The following is a 17,914-nucleotide window of genomic DNA, read 5'->3' as shown; positions in this document are numbered from 1 at the left end:
CGCGGTCGGAGGACTGGCCAGGGTTCGCGCAAGCGCTTTCCCCTGCGGGTCGCCGCGGGGTCGTCGCGAGGTCGGTCAGGGGTGGGCCGCCCGCGTCACGTGCGCGGCTGGGTCCACCTCGGCCCCGTCCGGGCCCACTCCCGCTCCCACTCGGCCAGCCGGTGGCGCAGGGCGATGCGGCGCTCGACCGCGTGCCCGAGGAGGACGACGGCCGCCGCGCCGCCCGCCGCACCCAGGCCGACGGTGATCGCGTGCTGCCAGACCGCCGCACGGTCCGAGGGCGGCGGGACATTACGGCCCTCGGAGTCGAACCACACCGGGACCGTGTCACCGGTGTGCGTCCCCGCCGGCACCCTGGCCCACGTGGTCCGCTGCCCCTTGCCGGGCTCGGTCCAGCGGACCTGGGCGCGGTACGGGTGCTCGCGGTCGCCCTGCATCGCGGTCAGCCGCTTCGGCCGGTCGCCGACGACCAGGGCTCGCACCTGGTGCCGGGTGGCCCGCTCCGTCGCCGCGAGCGCCCGCGCCCGGTCATGGGCGCGCAGCCCGGCGGCCGCTCCGGCCAGGGGTACGACCACACACAGCAGGACGGCGACCACCAGCACCGTCCATGCCTCCACCACGTCCGACCGGCGCCGCAGCGGATTGCGCCGCCAGCGCCAGCCACGCACCCGGGTACGCATGTCCACCTCCTCGCCACCGCGGGAGCCGGAGAGCCGGACGAGCCGGAGCACCGGCCCGTCACCCCCGCCGCCGCTCATGCACACGAGCGTCCACATCCGTCTCGTACCCCGTACGGCGCCCCTCGCTCACGCTGTTGCCCGCGAGTTCAGGCCCATCTGAAGGGCGGAACCCGCCATGCGCCCCACGATCGCGCGGTCGGCCACGTCGCGCGACCCGAGCGAGAGGAGCTCAGCCGAAGCGTTCGATGCGGATCCGGTCGACCGGCTGGCCCGCCGCGACCAGCAGCCGGGAGACGTGCTCGGCGAACCCGTTGGATCCGCACACATAGGCCTCCCACCCACCGGAAGGCTGCTCGGCCAGGAGCGGCGCCACATGTGCGGACGCCATACGTCCCACCGGCACCCCGGTGGGGGCGCTGCGGGTGAACACGGGCGTCGTCTCCGCGCCCAGCTCTTCCGCGTAGATCAGCTCCTCGGGGCTGCGCGCGGACACCAGCATGCGCAGCGGCGTGCTCAGGCCGTGCGCCCGGTGGTGCCGCACCATGGACATCAGCGGCACGACGCCGGAGCCGGCGCCGAGCAGCAGCGCGGGCCGGTCGCCGGGCCAGGCGAAGAACCCGCTCAGCGGGCCGCGCACCTGCACCGTGTCGCCGGGGCGCGCGACCGTGTGGAACCAGCCCGAGACCTCGCCGCCCGGAACATGGTCCAAGGTCAGCTCGATGTGCCCCGAGCCGTCCGGAGCCGAGGCGATCGAGTAGTGGCGCTGCGCGGTGTAACCGTCCGGCGCGGTCAGCCGCAGCATCAGATGCTGGCCGGGCAGGTGCCCCGCCCAGTGCGGCACCGCGAGCCGGAACGTGGCCGCGTGCGGTGTCTCGCGCCGGATCCGTGTCAGCGTGGCGGTCTGCCACGCCGTGGCCGCCTGGCCGCTCACGGCGATGCGACCGGGCACCGCGAAACGCGTCGCGGGGGTGGCCGTAGGGGTCGTCACCGTCTCAGTCACCGGAATACCGCTGCTCCTCCCACGGGTTGCCGCGCGCGTGGTAGCCGTTGTGTTCCCAGAAGCCCTGCTCGTCGTGGTCGAGGAGGGTGATGCCCGCGATCCACTTGGCGCTCTTCCAGAAGTACAGGTGGGGCACCAGCAGCCGCGCCGGACCGCCGTGCTCGGGCGGCAGCGGCTCGCCGTCGTACTCCCAGGCGATCCAGGCCCGTCCGCCGGTGAGGTCCGCGAGCGGCAGGTTCGCGGTGTAGCCGGTGTGGGAGCGGGCCAGCGCATGGGTCGCCGACCCGTGGGGCCGGACCACGTCGAAGAACGCGTCCAGCGAGACGCCACCGAACCGCACACCGAACTTCGACCAGCCGGTCACACAGTGGATGTCACCCTTGTACGCCGAGGCCGGCAGCGCGTGTGCCGCGGCCCAGTCCCAGGTGTGCGGCCGCTCGGCCAGGCCGTCGATGCGGAAGGACCAGTCGGTGGCCGCGAGGTCGGGAGTGACCTCGGCGGACAGGACGGGCCAGTCGTCGCCCGCGTCGTACTGCCCCGGTGGCAGCCCGGGGTTGTGGACGCGCGGGCGGCCCGTGAAGCCTCGCGTGACGTTCATGCTTCAACCGTACGCTGTCGTTCCGGATGCTCCGTCCCTGGTCATCGGGGCGGAACATTGCGGCCGTGCGAAGTCTTTCCGGGTCCGGGAATACCCGCTCGCCGCCGCTCCTTGGCGATCGGTGCCGGCGGTGGTGCGCCGGCGTCCGTACGAAAGGAGCGTGGAACGAGGATGACCGAGGCGTACATCTCCAGGACCGAGACCGAGGTGGCCGGGTGAGCCGCACGACCCTTCCGGGCGGCCCCGGCCGCGGTGCCGGGGACACCCCGCACCTCCTCGACAATCCCGCCCTCGCCTCGCTGACCGGCCCGCACGCCCGCTTCGCCGAGCGGCGCGGCCGGGTACTGCGCTACCCCGTCGACGTCTCCCCGTGGCTCGCACTGCCCGACGAGCCGGACGCCCAGGACTGGGACGACCTCGCGGCGCTGGCCGGCCCCGGCACCGAGGTGCCGTTGCCCGGCTTCCGCGGACGGGTGCCGGACGGCTGGCAGGTGACCTTCCGCGTCGACGGCGTGCAGTTGGTGGACGACGGCCTCGCCGCCGCCCCCGACCCGGAAGCGGTCCGGCTCGGTCCGGCCGACGTACCCGAGATGATCGACCTGGTGGAGCGCACCCGGCCCGGCCCGTTCCTGCCGCGCACCGTCGAACTGGGCACCTATCTGGGCATCCGCCGCGAGGGCGCGCTGATCGCGATGGCGGGGGAGCGGCTGCATCCGCCGGGCTGGACCGAGATCAGCGCCGTCTGCACCGACCCGGCCTTCCGTGGCGAGGGCCTGGCGACCCGGCTCGTCCTGGCGGTCGCGCACGGCATCCGGGAGCGCGGTGAGACCCCGTTCCTGCACACCGGCGCGCAGAACACGGGCGCCATCCGGCTCTACGAGTCCCTCGGCTTCCGGCTGCGCCTGCGCACGGCGTTCCTCGCCGCGAGGACGCCCGAGCGGCTGACCGGCGACAGGACGGCGGTGCCGGTGCCGTAGCCGGGGGCCGCCCGGCTCCCTCAGTCGCCGCCGGTCCCGCCCGGCCCCGCGTTGTAGCGCTCCAGGTAGGCGGCGAACCGCACCAGGTCTTCCTCCGGCCAGTCCGCGAGCCGCTCCCGGAAGGCGGACCGGCGGCTGCGGGTGACCTGGGCGAGGATCCCCTCCCCGGCCTCCGTCAGATGCAGCACCTGGACCCGGGCGTCCTCCGGGTCCGGCCGGCGCCCGATCAGCCCGGCCCGCTCCAGTGCGGCGACCTGGCGGCTCACCGTGGACTTGTCCAGGGCGTAGTGCGCCGCCAGGTCCGTCGCCCGGCAGCCGCCGCGCTCCTCGAGGTGGCCGAGCAGCGTGTACGACACCAGCGACAGCTCGGGGTGCATGCGCCCGGCCGACGCCCGCGCCCGGCGGGCGAAGACCGTCATCTCGCGCTGGATCGTCTCGACGGCCGACTCCGCTGCGCTCACGGGAATACCTCCTCCGGCGTTCTAGTTGTATAGTACAACTTGAAGCAAAAGTTGTATAAGCCAACCATTGGAGGTCGCGCGCGATGAGGTCACCGGCGCTGCGCCATGTGCTCACGCACCTGATCACCCCGCTGCTGATGTGCCTGGGCATGGGACTCGCGTACATGGGGGCCTTCGTCACCCCCGAGCCGCACCACCTGCCGGTCGCCGTCGTCGGCACCGCTCCGCAGGCCAAGGTCTTCGCGCAGACGGTCAAGGACACCGCCGGGGACAAGCTCGACGTCCGCACGGTCGCCACCCGCGCCGACGCCGTCGGGCTGCTGAAGTCCCGCGAGGTGACCGGTGCCTACGTGCCGAGCGCCAAGGCCCCCGAGCTGCTGGTGGCGAGTGCCGCCTCCGACATGGGTGCCACGGCCGTCGAGAAGGTCTTCACGCCGGTCGCCGCCCACGAGGGCGTTCCGCTGAAGGTCACCGACGTGGCCGAGCCGGTCGCCGACGACCCCACCGGACAGGGCCTGTTCTTCCTGCTGATCGCGCTCAGCATCGGCTCCTACGCCTCGGTCGCCGCCCTCGGTGCGGCGGGTGCCGCGCTGCCGATGCGGATCCGGGCACTGCTCACGCTCGGGGTCTCAGCCGTGGTCAGCGGCATCGGCACGCTGCTCGCCGGACCCGTGTTCCACCTCGCCCACCACGACCTCGCGGGCGTGTGGGGCATGGCCTGGCTGTACGCGGCCGGCATCCTCTTCCTCGGCGTCGGGCTGCACACCTTCCTGAAGCGGTGGACCACGCTGACCATGATGGTGCTGTTCGTGATGCTCAACTTCACCAGCTCAGGCGGTCTCTTCCGCCCCGAACTGCAGAACGGCTTCTTCGGCACCCTGCACGCCTTCTGGAACGGCGCCGGTTTCGTCGAGGGCGTCCGCAGCCTGCTGTACTTCGGCGACGACGGTCTCCCGCGCACCGTGTGGACCCTGGTGGTCTGGCTGCTCGTGGGCCTGGTGGTCACCGGGATCGCGGCCCTGTACGAGCGGCCCCGGCAGGCGCGGCACGCGGCCGGTCACCCCGGGGGCGCATCCGAGACCGAGGCCGCGGCCGCCGTCGCACGGTCCGACCGGGACGCGGCGCGGACGGATGACGAGGAGGCCGCGGAACGGGCCGACGAAGAGGTCGAGGAGACGGTCGGCGTCTGATCCCGTGCCGGGCAGGGGGCAGGGAGCACGCCCACGGCCGGGCGGGGCTCCCTGCCGGTCCGTCACCCCTGCCGTCGAGTGGGACGGGGCGGGCCCGAGAGCCCGGGCGACCGACCGGGGCGGCGACGGGGATGCCCGAGCCGCGGTAGCCAGGGGTGCAGCGCCGCCCGTCACCCCGTCGCCGATCCGATCGTCACCACCCGCGCCCACGCCGGTGGCGCGTCCGGCCGGTAGTCGGGGTCGTCCTCGTCGTACGACCCGCCGGACCGGGGGAACAGGCCCACCACCGTCCGGCACGCCGGCCGCGCCTCGGGCCACGGTGTCTGTCCGTCGGTCAGGACCACCACCACGTCGGGCCGCGTCCGCAGCGCCCGGGCGAACCCCGTGCGCAGATCCGTCCCGCCACCGCCCACCAGGTCGATGCCCTCCGTGCGGCACAGCGGCTGCACGGTCCGGGCCGCGGCATCGCAGGACAGCACCGAGACCAGGTCCCGCCGCCCGCCCACGGCCCGGCAGATCGCCGTCACCTCCAGCAGCGCGCTGCCCAGTTCGTCGTCGCTGACCGAGCCCGAGGTGTCGACGACCACGCACACCCGGGGCGGCCTGCGCCGCAGACTCGGCAGGACGACCCCGGGCAGCCCGGACGAACGCCGCGCCGGCCGGCCGTAGTGGTAGTCCTCGCCCGCACCCGGTGCGAACACCGCCGAGCGGAGCGCCGAGCCCAGCAACCGGCGCCACGGCTGCGGCGGATGGAACACCTCCCGCGCCCATCGCCGCCAGCCCTTCGGAGCGTCGCCCGGACGGCCGTTGATGCCCTGGGCCACCCGGAACCGGATCGCGTCCCGCTCCTGCTCACTCAGCCCGTACGCGCCGTCGGGCCCCAGCTCCCACCCCCGGCCCAGCCCGTCGGCACCGCTGCCGCAGTCCAGCCAGGCCAGCCGCTCCAGGTGCGGCCCGAGCCGGAACTGCCGCAGGTAGTCCTCCATCAGCTCACCGTCGGACAGCCCCAGCCGCTCGGGTGTGACGGCGCCTTCGGGCCGCACCAGCCCCGTCCCGTAGACGTCGTCGTTGATCTCGCAGTCCGCGGCGATGTTCATCCGCAGCCGCTCCGCGGGCCCGGCCAGTCCGTGCTCGCGGGCGAACCGGTCACTGCGCCCGTGGTGGTCGCGCAGCAGATGGGCCACCTCGTGCACCCACACCGCCGCCAGCTCCTCCAGCGGTGTGCGGTCCACGAACGCCGGGGAGACGTAGCACCGCCAGTACCGGTCGACCCCCATCGTCGGGACCTGCCGGGACTCCACGGGTCGCAGCGCGAACAACGCCGTCGCCAGGTACGGCCGGGCGCGGGCCGCGTGCAGCCGCGCGGCGAAGAGCTTGCCGAGGTCCAGCGCGCCGGACGCGTCCGCCGTCATTGGCCGGCCCCCGCGGTCCGCACGGCCCGGCGGCCGGCCTCGTCGGCCCGCCGGGAGAGCGACACCACCCCGGCGAGCCGCTCGATCGCGGCCGGCACGTCCCAGTCGTCCCGGCGCAGGGAGGCCAGCGTGGTCGCCGGGACGACCACGACGTCCGGTGCCCCGGTCTCCATCGCCCGCACCAGCAACGCCCAGGCCCCGTCCCAGCGGGCCCGCTCCGGCCGCTGGCGGACCGCGTCCACCACCGCGTCCAGCACGGCCTGCCGCAGATCCCCGCGCTCGGGCAGCTCGGCGCCCGCCGGGTCGGCGAGCAGCGTCTCGGGGTCGGGCAGGTCCATCCGGTCCAGGCTCGCCAGCAGCTCCAGGCCAGGGCCGTCCCCGACGGTGCCCCGGACCAGCAGCGACAGCACGTCCCGCGAGGACCCGGCGGCGGTCGCGAACGCGATCAGCCGCAGCGCCGACTCCCAGCTCCGCGGCGACGGCCACGCCCCGCCCCGCCGGCTCTCCCCGCCGGGCAGCCGGTGCACCAGCCCCGGCCGTGCGACGAGGAACGCGCACACCGCGCGCCGGGCGAAGGCCACGGCCTCGGACAGCCGCCCGGGGTCGAGCCGCGGCAGGGTCGCCCGCGGCCAGGTCCCGCCGAGGCCCCGTACGACGACGTCGTGGTCGTGGACCCACTGCAGATGCACGAACCGGTTGGCCAGCGGCGGGCTCAGCTCCCAGCCGTCCGCCGCCGAGGAGCGCGGGTTGGCCGCTGCGACGATCCGCACTCCCGGCGGCAGCCGCAGCGCGCCGATCCGCCGCTCCAGCACGAGCCGCAGCAGGGCCGCCTGTACGGCCGGGGGAGCGGTGGACAGCTCGTCCAGGAACAGCAGCCCGCGCCCGGCCCGCACCAGCCGCACCGCCCAGTCCGGCGGGGCCATCGGGACGCCCTGGACGGCCGGATCGTCCCCCACGACGGGCAGCCCGGAGAAGTCGGACGGCTCATGGACGCTGGCGATCACCGTGGTCAGGGGCAGATCCAGGGCGGCGGCGAGCTGGTTCAGGGCAGCGGTCTTGCCGATGCCCGGCTCACCCCACAGCAGCACCGGCAGGTCGGCGGTCACGGCAAGCGTCAGCGCCTCCAGCTGGATGTCGGCGCGGGGTTCGGTCGTGGTGTCCCGCAGGAGGGTCAACAGGGCGTCGGCGACGACCAGTCGGGAGGATTCCGGCTGGTCCACGGGCAGGACAGGGGAGAGGGACGAGGTCATGGAGGAATCACCTGTGATGTGAAGTCGTGGAACAGGACGGGAGGTTCAGAAGAAGGTGACGGGGCGGGTCTCACGCCGGGTCGGACGGCGGCCGGCCGCGGGACGGCGGTTCCGGTCGGGGCAGGCCCGGTCGGCGCAGGCCGGGCCGCAGCCGATGAGATCGGAGCCGGTGTGACCGGTGCCGGTGAGGCCCGCCCGGTACAGGCCGTAGGCGATGCGGCGCTCGGCGGCGGCCGCCAGTTCGTCCCGCAGCGGGCCCTCGCGCAGCACCGCGGCGGGTCCCAGCAGCCCCTCGACCACGGCCAGGGCGCCGGAGACGTCGCCGTGGTCCAGCCGTTCCCGGACCCCGGTCAGACAGTGCGGACGCCGGTGCGCCTCGTCGACGGTCCGCAGACAGGGCAGCGGCGGGCCGCCGAGCGCGGCCAGCAGCTCCTCGCGCCGGATCTCGTCCGGATCGTGGTCCAGCGGGGCCAGTACGCCGTCGACCAGGCCGATGCGGTGCGTCACTCCCCGGCACTCCACGAGCCGCGCTCCCGCGGCCGGGTCTTCGTCCCGGACCGCATCGACCGGCTCCCGCCCGGGAACCAGCGCGGCGGCCACCAGGGGGTGCAGCTGCCCAGGTCCGAGCAGGCCGGAGCGGAGCAGCTCCAGGTCGGGCAGCACCCAGGTCGCCGCGTCGGGCAGCACGGGCAGGGTGGAGAACCCGCCCGGCGGAGGCTGCGTCACGCCCCGCAGGGCGAGATCGGCACCGCCCTGGCCGATCGCACGGCCCGTCCGGGCAGGCTCACCGCCCCGGTCGGTCAGGTGATGCGGCCGGACAGCCCCAAGGCCCCCGCCGGCGACCGGAGTCGACCAGGAAGCCGCCCCGCCGCCCTCACCCGCATCCGTCCCTGCCACCAGCTCCAGCACCAGTCGGTGTCGGCCGCCGAGCCGTACCGCGAAGGCGCCGCTGGAGCGTCCCTCGGCCGTCAGCAGGAGGGCCGCCTCGGCCGCCCACCGGCCGACGTCACAGCCGTGGACCGGCGGGACGAGCCCGAGCGGATCGGCCTCCGGCGGCGTGGCCGGCCCGAGCGGGCGGGCCACCGGCGGCGTCGGCCCGGCGGTCCCGACGCGGTCGCGCAGTTCGGCGGCCCTGCGGGCGTCCCACAGGTGGCGGTGCAGGTCGAGCCGGTAGCGCCGGTTCGGGTGCGGATGCGGATGGCCCCCGCACTCCGCCTGCTCCGGGTCCCACACCGCGAGGCTGATCCGCTGGCCGGCGTCCGCCCAGGACGGCGGAGTACGGGCCACGAGGTGCAACGGGCCGGCCCGGCCGGAACGCTCGTACCGGGCCAGCGTGAGGGTCAGACCCGGGCGGAGCAGCCCGTCCGGCGCGATCCTCGGCATGTGCCAGCGCAGGAGGTCGGGCGCGAGACGGCGGAGGTCGGCGCGGAGCCGGGCCGCGGTCTCCCGGCCGTGGGCACGGGCGACGGAACGCAGATCGAGGTCCACGTCGAACCGGGCGGCGGCGCAGGCGCCCGCCCAGTCCCCGGCACTGCGGCGGCTCGTGGCGGTCTCGATCATGGAAGGCGGCACGGCGTACCGACGCACGCGCAGCCACAACGAAAGCCGGGAATCCCCGTACGCGTTCGAAGGGAGCATCAGCGCTCACCTTGCGCGAACGGGACCCCCCATCTCTGAGTCGAATGAGTCGTCATCGAGGGGAGCCTAACCACGTACCCGGCGCCGCGTCACCCGGTTTTCCACCGCGGCGGCCGGGCGCGGGCGTTGGGGTATGGTGGCCGTCCGGCCGCGGACGCTGCGCGGCCCCGATCGTCGAGGAGGTGGGATCCATCACCGCTGTGTCAGCCGGGGTGCTCATCCCTCAGGACGGCGCGGTACACCGGCAGCGGTGACCGCGGGAGCGCCCTGCACGTCTCGCGCTTCCGAAAGGCTCTCGGCCTCCATGCCTGCTGTGCCCTCCGTGCCTCCCGTGCCGCCTGTGTCCTCCCCCGGTCCTTCTGCCGCCGTCGTCTCCGCGCTGCGTGCCGCCGGGTGCGTCTTCGCCGAGGACGAGGCGGAGTTGATCCTCGCCACCGCCCGCACCGCCGACGAACTGTCCTCGATGGTGGACCGGCGCGCCGCCGGGCTCCCGCTGGAACACGTCCTCGGCTGGGCCGAGTTCCACGGGCGGCGCATCACGGTGGCACCCGGGGTGTTCGTGCCCCGCCGCCGTACCGAGTTCCTGGTCGACCAGGCGCTCGCCGCGGCACCGGACGCGGCCGTGATCGTGGACCTGTGCTGTGGTTCCGGCGCGCTCGGCGCGGCCCTCGCCGCCGCCCTGGACGGCGTGGAGGTGCACGCCGCCGACATCGATCCGGCCGCCGTGCGCTGCGCCCGCCGCAACCTCGCCCCCTTCGGCGGCCGGGCGCACCAGGGCGACCTGTACGACGCCCTGCCCGCGGGGCTGCGCGGCCGCGTCGGCGTCCTCACGGCCAACGTGCCCTACGTGCCCACCGCCGAGGTGGCCCTGCTGCCGGCCGAGGCCCGCGACCACGAGCCGCTGGTCGCCCTGGACGGCGGCGCCGACGGCCTCGACGTCCTGCGCCGGGTGGCGGCCGGGGCACCCGACTGGCTCGCGCCCGGCGGCTGCCTCCTGAGCGAGACCGGCGAGCACCAGGCGCCGGCCGCCGTACGGGCCTTCACCGACGCGGGCCTGACGGCCCGGCTCGCGGTGTCGGAGGAGCGGTACGCGCACGTGGTCGTCGGTGTACGCCCAGGACCTAGGGCAGGTGCTGTGCCCGGGCGATGAGCAGGGCCACGTCGTCGTGGTTGTCGGGATGGTGCAGGGCCCGCAGGAGGAGGTCGCAGGCCTCCTCCAGAGGCCGTTCGGGGTCGTCGAGCTGGGACAGCAGGAAGTCCAGGCGCTCGTCCAGCGAGTGGCAGCGGGTCTCCACCAACCCGTCGGTGTAGAAGACCAGCTCGTCACCGGGCTCGAAGTCGACGGTGACGGTGCGGAACTCGATCCCGCCCACCCCCAGCGGCACCCCCGTGGGCAGGTCGAGCAGTTCCGGCGGCCGGCCCGGGCGGACCCGGGCCGGCGGCAGGTGGCCGGCGTTGGCGATGCGGCACTGGCGCAGGTGCGGGTCGTGGACGGCGTACACGCAGGTCGCGATGGAGTGGTCCAGGGCCGAGGTCGTCTTGTCCAGGTGCTCCAGCAGCAGCGCCGGGTCGAGGCCGAGCGCGGCCAGCGTCGTGGTCGCCGTACGCAGCCGGCCCATGGTCGCGGCGGCGCTGATGCCGCTGCCCATCACGTCGCCCACCACGAGCGCGGTCCTGCCGCCCTCCAGCGGGATCACGTCGAACCAGTCGCCGCCGACCTCGCTGGTGGCCCCGGCCGGCTGGTAGCGGGAGGCCACCTCCAGGCCGGTCGTGACGGGTGGACGACTGGGCAGCAGACTGCGCTGCAGGGTGAGCGCGGTGTTGCGGGCGTTCTGGTACCAGCGGGCGTTGTCGATCTGCACGGCCGCGCGGGCGGCCAGTTCCCGGGCGAGCAGCACGTCGTCCTCGCCGAACGGCGCCGGATTGCGGGTGCGTTTGAGGTCGAGGGCGCCCAGCACCTCGCCGCGCGCGATCAGCGGCACCGCGAGGTACGAGTGCAGGCCGGCCCGGCCGAGCAGTTCGGCCGCCTCGGGGGAGCGGGCGATGCGGGGCAGGTCCTCGTCCTTCACCTGCGGCACCAGCACGGCCTCGCCGGTACGGACGCATTCGGTGACCAGCCGGTCGGGGGCGTACCGGGCGATCCGTCCGGGTGGATCGGCGGCGCGGACCGCGTCCGTGCCGTCCTGGGGCCGTAGCGCGAGGGCCCGGATCACCGCCGACTCCAGCGGGCCCAGCGTGCTGGGCCGGCCCTCCACCACCGCGTCCAGCAGGTCGACGGCTGCCACGTCGGCGAGTTCCGGCACGGCGACCTCGGCCAGTTCGCAGGCGGTGCGTTCCAGTTCCAGCGTCGTACCGATCCGGGCGGAGGCGTCGGCGACGACCGCGAGCCGGCGCCGGGCGGCCTCCGCCTCCACGGAGGCCCGGTGCTGCTCGGTGATGTCGACGACCGAGATCGCCACGCCGAGCACATTGCCCATGGTGTCCTCGAGCCGGTACAGCGAGTGCGCCCAGGTGTGGTCCTCCTCCGGGTCGGCAGGGGTACGGCCGACCAGTGTGTGGTCGATCACGGGCACGCCGGTGTCCAGCACCCGCCGGGCGCAGGCCTCCACCGCGGAGGAGTCCAGCATCGGCAGCACCTGGCGCAGCGTCCGTCCGATGTGCTCGGCGGCGGGCAGCCCGTTGATCCTCTCCAGGGCGGGGTTGACCGAGACGAACCGCAGCCGGGTGTCCAGGACGGCGTATCCGATCGGTGACTGCTTCACCATGCGCTCGGACAGCGCCACGTCCTGCTCCAGCCGCCGTACGGTCGACTGGTCGGCGGCGAGCCCGAGCGCGTACACGTCACCGCGGTCGTCCAGCAGCCGCATGTTGCGGAACTCCACCACCCGGGTGCTGCCGTCCTTGTGCCGCACGGGGAAGCCGCCGGCCCAGCTCTCCCCGGTCCGCACCACGTCGGCGAAGAGCCTGCCGACCAGCTCGAAGTGCCGCTCGTGGACCATCAGCCGGGCGGCGTACTCGCCGAGGGCCTCCTGCGCGGTGTAGCCGAACAGCTCCTCCGCCTGGGGGCTCCAGAGCACGATCCGGCCGTCGGTGTCCAGCACCACCGACGCCACACCGAGCACGTCGAGGAGACCGCCCGGTCGCATCGGCCCGCGCGCGGGCTCGCCGCCCTCGGCCGCCGCAGCCTCGGCTGCACTCATGCCACGCACCGCCTTCGCCCGTCCGCACGGCACGTCGTCCCCCGTGCCGACTCCCCTTGTTCTACCGCGCTCACACCCGACTCTCCGACGCCTGCGCCCGCTGCCTCCACCATCCCTCAGCACGGCGACGGACGTCCGCCCGGAATCACCGCGCCGTGCGGGGTGCGCGCGGTGCGGGGGCTCCTGCCGAGACCGTACAGCGCGATCTCGCGGGCCGTGAGAGTTCACGCTCATGTTGCTTCATTGGTCTGTACATGATCAACGCGCCACGCCAGACTGTGCGCCGACCGAGTGTCCCCGTCCCCTCACGCTGTGTTCCCGACCGGCCCGTGTCCCCACCCCCTCGTCCGAGGAGTCGGCCATGCCCGCACCCGCCCGGCAACGTTGTCACACAGTCCTCGCCGGACTCGTCACCCTCGCCACCGCCGCCGTCGTGTCCCTGGCCGCACCCGCCCCGGCCACCGCGGCCGACAGCTGGACCGAGACCGGATCCGACCGCGCCGACCCGCTGACCGAGAGCCAGGGTCTGACCTCGGTGGAGATCCCCGCGAACAGCCCCAACCACTACACCGGCATCGGCACCGTCCCGATCGGCGTCTCCAGCCGCGGCTGGAACCACGTCGGCGACCCCGACGCCTCCTACGAGGGCTATTACGTCGAGCCCTACCAGCAGGACTCCGGCACCTCCAAGATGTTCCGTGTGCAGTCGCCCGGTGGAACCTGGTCGGAGTACGTCCACACGCTCGGCCCCGGCGAGGCCCTGAACAACTCCTGGGTCGCGATCTCGCCCGACGGCCAGTGGATGCTCTCGGGCGAGTGGGGGACGATGACCCGCCTGCTCGTCTTCCCGACCCCGGGCGAGAACCGGAGCACCTCACCCCAGGCGAACCTCCCGCAGTCCGCGACGGTCCACCTGGACCATGCCGTGCGCGACGTGCAGGGGTGCGACTTCTCCGGACCGGCCACCCTGCTGTGCTCCTCCGACGACCCGGACGGCAGCCTCTTCGGGATGACCAAGCCGCTGCTGCAGATCGACCTGTCGGCCGCGCCCGGCGGCTCCGCGGACGTCTCCGGGCATGTCACGGCCCTGCGGCAGCTGCCGCTGCGCAGCTCCTGCTCGGGGACCTTCGAGGCGGAGGGCATCGACTACGACCGGCGGACCGGCGTTCTCCGCGTCATCGTGATCTCACCCGGCTTCTGCGTGCTGACGGACAGCAAGACCTACAAGTTCTCCCGCGGCTGAGGTGTGCTCACCGGCCGGTGGTGCTTTGCTGAGGATGGACGCGGTTCGGCGGGGTACCCCGTTCCACCGCAGCGCGGCCACGAAAGGAGCGATCAATGGCGCACGACAAGGGGTCGCATCCCGAAACCGTCACGGTGGAGATCAGCGGATGCTCCAAGGAGGACGCCCGTCTCGTCTTCGACGCACTGGGGACCTGCTTCGAGTCCGACCGGGGCGCGGACGAGGTGCCGCAGCAGCTCCATGAGACCCGCCCCATGGTCTGGCTCGGCACGTACGACGTCGCACACGCCCACGGACAGGGCTGCCCGCCCGTCCGCCTGCAGTCGCCCGTCCAGGCGGACGTGCAGGGCGGGTACTGGGCCGTGGACCGGTTCCGCACCACCCTGGACTCGATGTTCGCCGTGGAGGAGACCTGCACGGCGTCCGGCGACCAGGAGCGGGACCTGCACCTGCGGCTGCAGAGCCGCTGACGCACCGGTACCGGGTCACCTACGCCCCGGCCGGCTCCACGCCGGCCGGGGCGTACTGCGCCCGCCCGTCGCCGAAGGACCAGTCGACGGGCGCGTTCTCGGTGACGGTGACGACCACGTCGTGCGGCGCGGTGCCGGTGCGCTCATGGATCCGCTCGGCGATCCGCCGGTACAACGCCCGCTTCTGCTCCGGGGGGCGTCCGGCGCGCATGGTGATCGCCACGAACACCACCGACTCGTCCTTCGGGAGTCCCAGATAGCTGTCGTACCGCAGGGCGCTGCGCACCCCGTCGTGTGCCGTCAGCACCTGGAAGCGGTCCTCGGGCGGGACGCCGAGCGTCTCGACCAGTGCATCCTGCACGGCGTCGCCCAGCGCGCCGAGGCGGTCCGGGTCGGTGCCGAGGGTGTCGATACGGACGAAGGGCATGGGGCCAGTCCTTTCGGGCCGGAGACTCGAATGACTTTACATACTAGTAGGTACAGAGTGTTCGGTGTCACCCCCTCCGGCTTATGCAACTAGTTGCACAACGGTGCGCGCGTCCTCTACAACAAGAGGCGACGACACCGTGTACGGAGGGCCCGATGAGCCGTTACCCGCATCTGCTGACCCCGCTCGACCTGGGCTTCACCACGCTGCCCAACCGCGTGCTCATGGGCTCCATGCACGTCGGTCTGGAGGAGGCCGAGCGCGGCTTCGAGCGGATGGCGGCGTTCTACGCGGCCCGTGCCCGCGGCGGAGTGGGACTCATCGTCACCGGCGGGATCGCGCCCAACGAGGAGGGGCGGCCGTACGAGGGCGGCGCCAAGCTGACCACCGAGGCGGAGGCCGAGCAGCACAAGGCGGTCACCGACGCCGTGCACCGCGAGGGCGGCCGGATCGCGATGCAGCTCCTGCACTTCGGGCGGTACGCCTACCACCAGGACCTCGTCGCGCCGAGCCCGCTGCAGGCACCGATCAGTCCCTTCGCGCCGCGCCAGCTCACCGACGCCGACGTCGAGCGCACCATCGGCGACTACGCCCGCGCCGCCCGCCTGGCCCGTCAGGCCGGCTACGACGGCGTGGAGATCATGGGCTCCGAGGGCTACCTCATCAACGAGTTCATCGCCGCGCAGACCAACCGGCGCACCGACCGCTGGGGCGGTTCCTACGAGAACCGGATGCGCTTCCCCGTCGAGATCGTCAAGCGGGTGCGCGAGGCCGTCGGCGAGGACTTCATCATCATCTACCGGCTCTCCATGCTGGACCTCGTCCCCGGTGGCTCGTCGCTGGCGGAGGTCGTCACCCTCGCCAAGGCCGTCGAGGCCGCCGGAGCGACGATCATCAACACCGGCATCGGCTGGCACGAGGCGCGGATCCCCACCATCGCCACCTCCGTGCCGCGCGGCGCCTACGCCTGGGTCACCAAGAAGCTGATGGGCGAGGTGTCCGTGCCGCTGGTGACCACCAACCGCATCAACACCCCGGAACTGGCCGAGGAGTTGCTGGCCGAGGGGTACGCGGACATGGTGTCCATGGCCCGGCCGATGCTCGCCGACGCCGACTTCGTCGCCAAGGCCGCCGCCGGCACGCCCGAGGCGATCAACACCTGCATCGGCTGCAATCAGGCCTGCCTCGACCACACCTTCAGCGGGAAGATCACCTCCTGCCTGGTGAACCCGCGCGCCTGCCACGAGACGGAGCTGGTGCTCGCGCCGACCCGGCGCAAGAAGCGCGTCGCGGTCGTCGGCGCCGGCCCCGCCGGTCTCGCCTGCGCCGTCAGCGCCGCCGAAGTGGGCCACGACGTCACGCTGTTCGACGCCGCGAGCGAGATCGGCGGCCAGCTCAACGTCGCCCGGAAGGTCCCCGGCAAGCAGGAGTTCGACGAGACGCTGCGCTACTTCCGCCACCAGCTCGACGCCCACGGCGTCGACGTACGCCTGGACACCCGCGTCGCCGCGGCCGACTTGGACGGCTACGACGAGGTCGTCGTCGCCACCGGCGTCACCCCGCGCACCCCCGACATCCCCGGCGTCGACCACCCCCGCGTCGTCGGCTACCTGGACGTGCTGCAGGGCGGCGCCACCGTCGGCGACCGCGTCGCCGTCCTCGGCGCGGGCGGCATCGGCTTCGACGTGGCCGAGTACCTGACCGACGGCGGCGACAAGGCGAGCGAGGACCCGGAGACGTACTTCCGCGCCTGGGGCGTCGACATGGACTACCGCGCGCCGGGCGGCCTCGCCGCGCCCGAGCGGCCCGCCCCGCCCCGCCAGGTCCACCTGCTGCAGCGCAAGACCAGCAAGGTCGGTGCCGGCCTCGGCAAGACCACCGGCTGGATCCACCGCACCGAACTCAAGCACCGCGGCGTCACCATGGTCCCCGGCGTGCGCTACGACCGGATCGACGACGCCGGCCTGCACATCACCGTCGGTGAGGAGAGCACGGTCCTCGAGGTCGACACCGTGGTGCTGTGCACCGGGCAGGAGCCGTGCCGCGGTCTGTACGAGGAGCTGGTCGCCGCCGGGCGCAGCGCGCACCTGATCGGCGGCGCGGACGTCGCGGCCGAGCTGGACGCCAAGCGGGCCATCAAGCAGGGCACGGAGCTGGCGGCGGCGCTGTGACCCGGCACCGCGCCTCCCGGTGAGAACCCGTCCCTAGGATGAGCCCATGTCCCTCCCGCACGCGATCCTCACCGCCCTGCTGGAAAAGCCCTCGTCGGGGCTGGAGCTGACCCGCCGGTTCGACAAGTCGATCGGCTACTTCTGGTCCGCCACGCACCAGCAGATCTACCGCGAGCTGGGGAGGCTGGAGGGCGAGGGACTCATCCGCGCACTGCCCGCCGAGCAGCCGGCCCGCGGGCAGAAGAAGAGCTACGAGGTGCTGCCGGCGGGCCGCGCCGAACTGGAGCGCTGGACCGCAGCGACCCAGGACCCCAAGCCGCTGCGGGACACGCTCCTGTTGCGGCTGCGTGCGGCGGCCGTGGTCGGCACGGAGGGCCTGGAGGCGGACCTGCGCCGCCATCTGGAGCTCCACGAGCGGCAGCTGGCGGAGTACCAGGAGATCGAGAGGCGCGACTTCCCGCCGGACCGGGACGCCCCGCAGGACCGGCTGCGTCATCTGGTCCTGCGGGCGGGCATCGACCTGGAGACCTTCTGGACCGGGTGGCTCGCCCACGCCCTGACCGAGTTCGCCGAACTGCCGGACGCCGACTGAGTCCCGCTCAGAGCCGGTAGGGCTTCGAGCGGCGGCGCAGCACACGGCCCGCGGCGATGACACCGGAGCCGACCAGTGCCGCGCCGATGCCCAGGGTCAGCGGACCGTAGTCGCGGGCGGCACCGCCGATGCCGCCCATCACACCGCGTGACGGCGCCGGCCTGGACGTGGACGAGGTCGTCGGTGCCGCGGGCGAGGAAACGGTCACCGACCGGGTACCGGCCGTCGCGCCGCTGGAGCGCATCACGGCCACCGTCGTCCCCGGCCTCACCTGGGACCAGGCGGCGGACTGGCTGACGGTCGTGCCCGCCAGGGCCACCCGGCGGCCCTGGGCGAAGCTCGCCCGGCGGCCGGTGAGCAGTGCCGCGGTGCCCCAGCCGCCGTTGATCCGGCTGCCCGCGCCGGTGACCACGGAGACGGTGGAGCCGGTGGTGCCGGTGGTGCCGACGGAGATGCCCGAGACCGCGGCGGCCGGTCCGGCCAGTGCGGCCGGGAGCGCGGCGGCGGCCAGGGCCTGGCCGGAACGGAGCAGGAGTCGCGAGGTGTCCATGGGCTGTGGCCTCCGGCGGCGCGGTCGGCGGTACGTCCCATGAGCCGCCGAGGGT

The 17,914-nt window shown here is 73.9% G+C and carries 17 protein-coding genes; 7 read left to right on the top strand and 10 right to left on the bottom strand.

Going from position 1 to position 17,914, the window contains the following annotated elements:
• Positions 1-95: 95 nt before the first annotated feature.
• The 3 genes from ACIHEJ_RS04785 to ACIHEJ_RS04775 all read right to left on the bottom strand — a co-directional run bounded on the left by ACIHEJ_RS04785 (position 96) and on the right by ACIHEJ_RS04775 (position 2,278).
• Positions 96-680, bottom strand: a complete 585-nt coding sequence (locus ACIHEJ_RS04785) for a hypothetical protein (RefSeq protein WP_400132851.1) — start codon at positions 678-680, stop codon at positions 96-98.
• A 229-nt stretch (positions 681-909) separates the two neighbouring features.
• Positions 910-1,629, bottom strand: a complete 720-nt coding sequence (locus ACIHEJ_RS04780; protein WP_400132849.1) for a ferredoxin reductase — start codon at positions 1,627-1,629, stop codon at positions 910-912.
• 43 nt (positions 1,630-1,672) lie between these two features.
• The gene (locus tag ACIHEJ_RS04775; RefSeq protein WP_400132191.1) at positions 1,673-2,278 is read right to left on the bottom strand and encodes a sulfite oxidase-like oxidoreductase; all 606 of its coding nucleotides are present in this window, start codon (positions 2,276-2,278) and stop codon (positions 1,673-1,675) included.
• 215 nt (positions 2,279-2,493) lie between these two features.
• On the opposite strand from ACIHEJ_RS04775, the gene ACIHEJ_RS04770 reads away from it, so the two are divergent.
• Positions 2,494-3,255: a GNAT family N-acetyltransferase gene (locus ACIHEJ_RS04770; protein ID WP_400132190.1), complete on the top strand. Its 762-nt coding sequence runs from the start codon at positions 2,494-2,496 to the stop codon at positions 3,253-3,255.
• Positions 3,256-3,275: 20 nt separating this feature from the next.
• Here ACIHEJ_RS04770 and ACIHEJ_RS04765 read toward each other — a convergent pair whose 3' ends face one another.
• Positions 3,276-3,674 (bottom strand): MarR family winged helix-turn-helix transcriptional regulator, encoded by a 399-nt coding sequence (locus ACIHEJ_RS04765; protein WP_400132847.1) that lies wholly within the window; start codon positions 3,672-3,674, stop codon positions 3,276-3,278.
• A gap of 125 nt (positions 3,675-3,799) precedes the next feature.
• Here ACIHEJ_RS04765 and ACIHEJ_RS04760 point away from each other — a divergent pair, with 125 nt between their 5' ends.
• Positions 3,800-4,906 (top strand): hypothetical protein, encoded by a 1,107-nt coding sequence (locus ACIHEJ_RS04760; protein ID WP_400132189.1) that lies wholly within the window; start codon positions 3,800-3,802, stop codon positions 4,904-4,906.
• Positions 4,907-5,076: 170 nt separating this feature from the next.
• Here the strand turns inward: ACIHEJ_RS04760 and ACIHEJ_RS04755 are convergent, their stop codons facing one another.
• The 3 genes from ACIHEJ_RS04755 to ACIHEJ_RS04745 are packed head-to-tail and all read right to left on the bottom strand — an operon-like array spanning position 5,077 to position 9,206.
• Positions 5,077-6,318: a VWA-like domain-containing protein gene (locus ACIHEJ_RS04755; protein WP_400132188.1), complete on the bottom strand. Its 1,242-nt coding sequence runs from the start codon at positions 6,316-6,318 to the stop codon at positions 5,077-5,079.
• A complete protein-coding gene (locus ACIHEJ_RS04750) occupies positions 6,315-7,568 on the bottom strand; it encodes an AAA family ATPase (protein ID WP_400132187.1) in 1,254 nt (417 codons plus the stop codon). The genes ACIHEJ_RS04755 and ACIHEJ_RS04750 overlap by 4 nt, the downstream gene beginning before the upstream one ends.
• A gap of 45 nt (positions 7,569-7,613) precedes the next feature.
• Positions 7,614-9,206 carry a hypothetical protein gene (locus ACIHEJ_RS04745; RefSeq protein WP_400132186.1) on the bottom strand — a complete coding sequence of 531 codons (1,593 nt, stop codon included), beginning with the start codon at positions 9,204-9,206 and terminating at the stop codon, positions 7,614-7,616.
• 304 nt (positions 9,207-9,510) lie between these two features.
• Between ACIHEJ_RS04745 and ACIHEJ_RS04740 the strand changes: the two genes are divergently transcribed.
• The gene (locus tag ACIHEJ_RS04740) at positions 9,511-10,356 is read left to right on the top strand and encodes a putative protein N(5)-glutamine methyltransferase (protein ID WP_400132185.1); all 846 of its coding nucleotides are present in this window, start codon (positions 9,511-9,513) and stop codon (positions 10,354-10,356) included.
• On the opposite strand, the gene ACIHEJ_RS04735 is transcribed toward ACIHEJ_RS04740, so the two are convergent.
• A complete protein-coding gene (locus ACIHEJ_RS04735) occupies positions 10,328-12,406 on the bottom strand; it encodes a SpoIIE family protein phosphatase (protein ID WP_400132184.1) in 2,079 nt (692 codons plus the stop codon). The two genes, ACIHEJ_RS04740 and ACIHEJ_RS04735, sit on opposite strands and share 29 nt — an antisense overlap.
• Before the next feature lie 361 nt (positions 12,407-12,767).
• Between ACIHEJ_RS04735 and ACIHEJ_RS04730 the strand changes: the two genes are divergently transcribed.
• On the top strand, positions 12,768-13,649 hold the full coding sequence (locus ACIHEJ_RS04730; protein ID WP_400132183.1) for a hypothetical protein: 882 nt from the start codon (positions 12,768-12,770) through the stop codon (positions 13,647-13,649).
• 95 nt (positions 13,650-13,744) lie between these two features.
• Positions 13,745-14,119: a hypothetical protein gene (locus ACIHEJ_RS04725; protein ID WP_400132182.1), complete on the top strand. Its 375-nt coding sequence runs from the start codon at positions 13,745-13,747 to the stop codon at positions 14,117-14,119.
• Positions 14,120-14,138: 19 nt separating this feature from the next.
• On the opposite strand, the gene ACIHEJ_RS04720 is transcribed toward ACIHEJ_RS04725, so the two are convergent.
• Entirely contained in the window at positions 14,139-14,546 is a 408-nt protein-coding gene (locus ACIHEJ_RS04720; RefSeq protein ID WP_400132181.1) for a tautomerase family protein, read from the bottom strand.
• A 155-nt stretch (positions 14,547-14,701) separates the two neighbouring features.
• Between ACIHEJ_RS04720 and ACIHEJ_RS04715 the strand changes: the two genes are divergently transcribed.
• Together ACIHEJ_RS04715 and ACIHEJ_RS04710 are read left to right on the top strand one after the other, a co-directional pair.
• Positions 14,702-16,717, top strand: coding sequence for an FAD-dependent oxidoreductase (locus tag ACIHEJ_RS04715; RefSeq protein ID WP_400132180.1), 2,016 nt, complete (start codon positions 14,702-14,704; stop codon positions 16,715-16,717).
• A gap of 46 nt (positions 16,718-16,763) precedes the next feature.
• Complete coding sequence (locus ACIHEJ_RS04710; protein WP_400132179.1) at positions 16,764-17,309, top strand: PadR family transcriptional regulator; 546 nt, start codon at positions 16,764-16,766, stop codon at positions 17,307-17,309.
• 7 nt (positions 17,310-17,316) lie between these two features.
• Here the strand turns inward: ACIHEJ_RS04710 and ACIHEJ_RS04705 are convergent, their stop codons facing one another.
• Positions 17,317-17,859: a hypothetical protein gene (locus tag ACIHEJ_RS04705; protein ID WP_400132178.1), complete on the bottom strand. Its 543-nt coding sequence runs from the start codon at positions 17,857-17,859 to the stop codon at positions 17,317-17,319.
• Between the last annotated feature and the right edge of the window lie 55 nt (positions 17,860-17,914).

Origin of the sequence: Streptomyces sp. NPDC052301 (assembly GCF_044593395.1) — a bacterium.
Lineage (GTDB): Bacteria > Actinomycetota > Actinomycetes > Streptomycetales > Streptomycetaceae > Streptomyces.
This window is presented reverse-complemented; position numbering and strand designations above follow the sequence as displayed.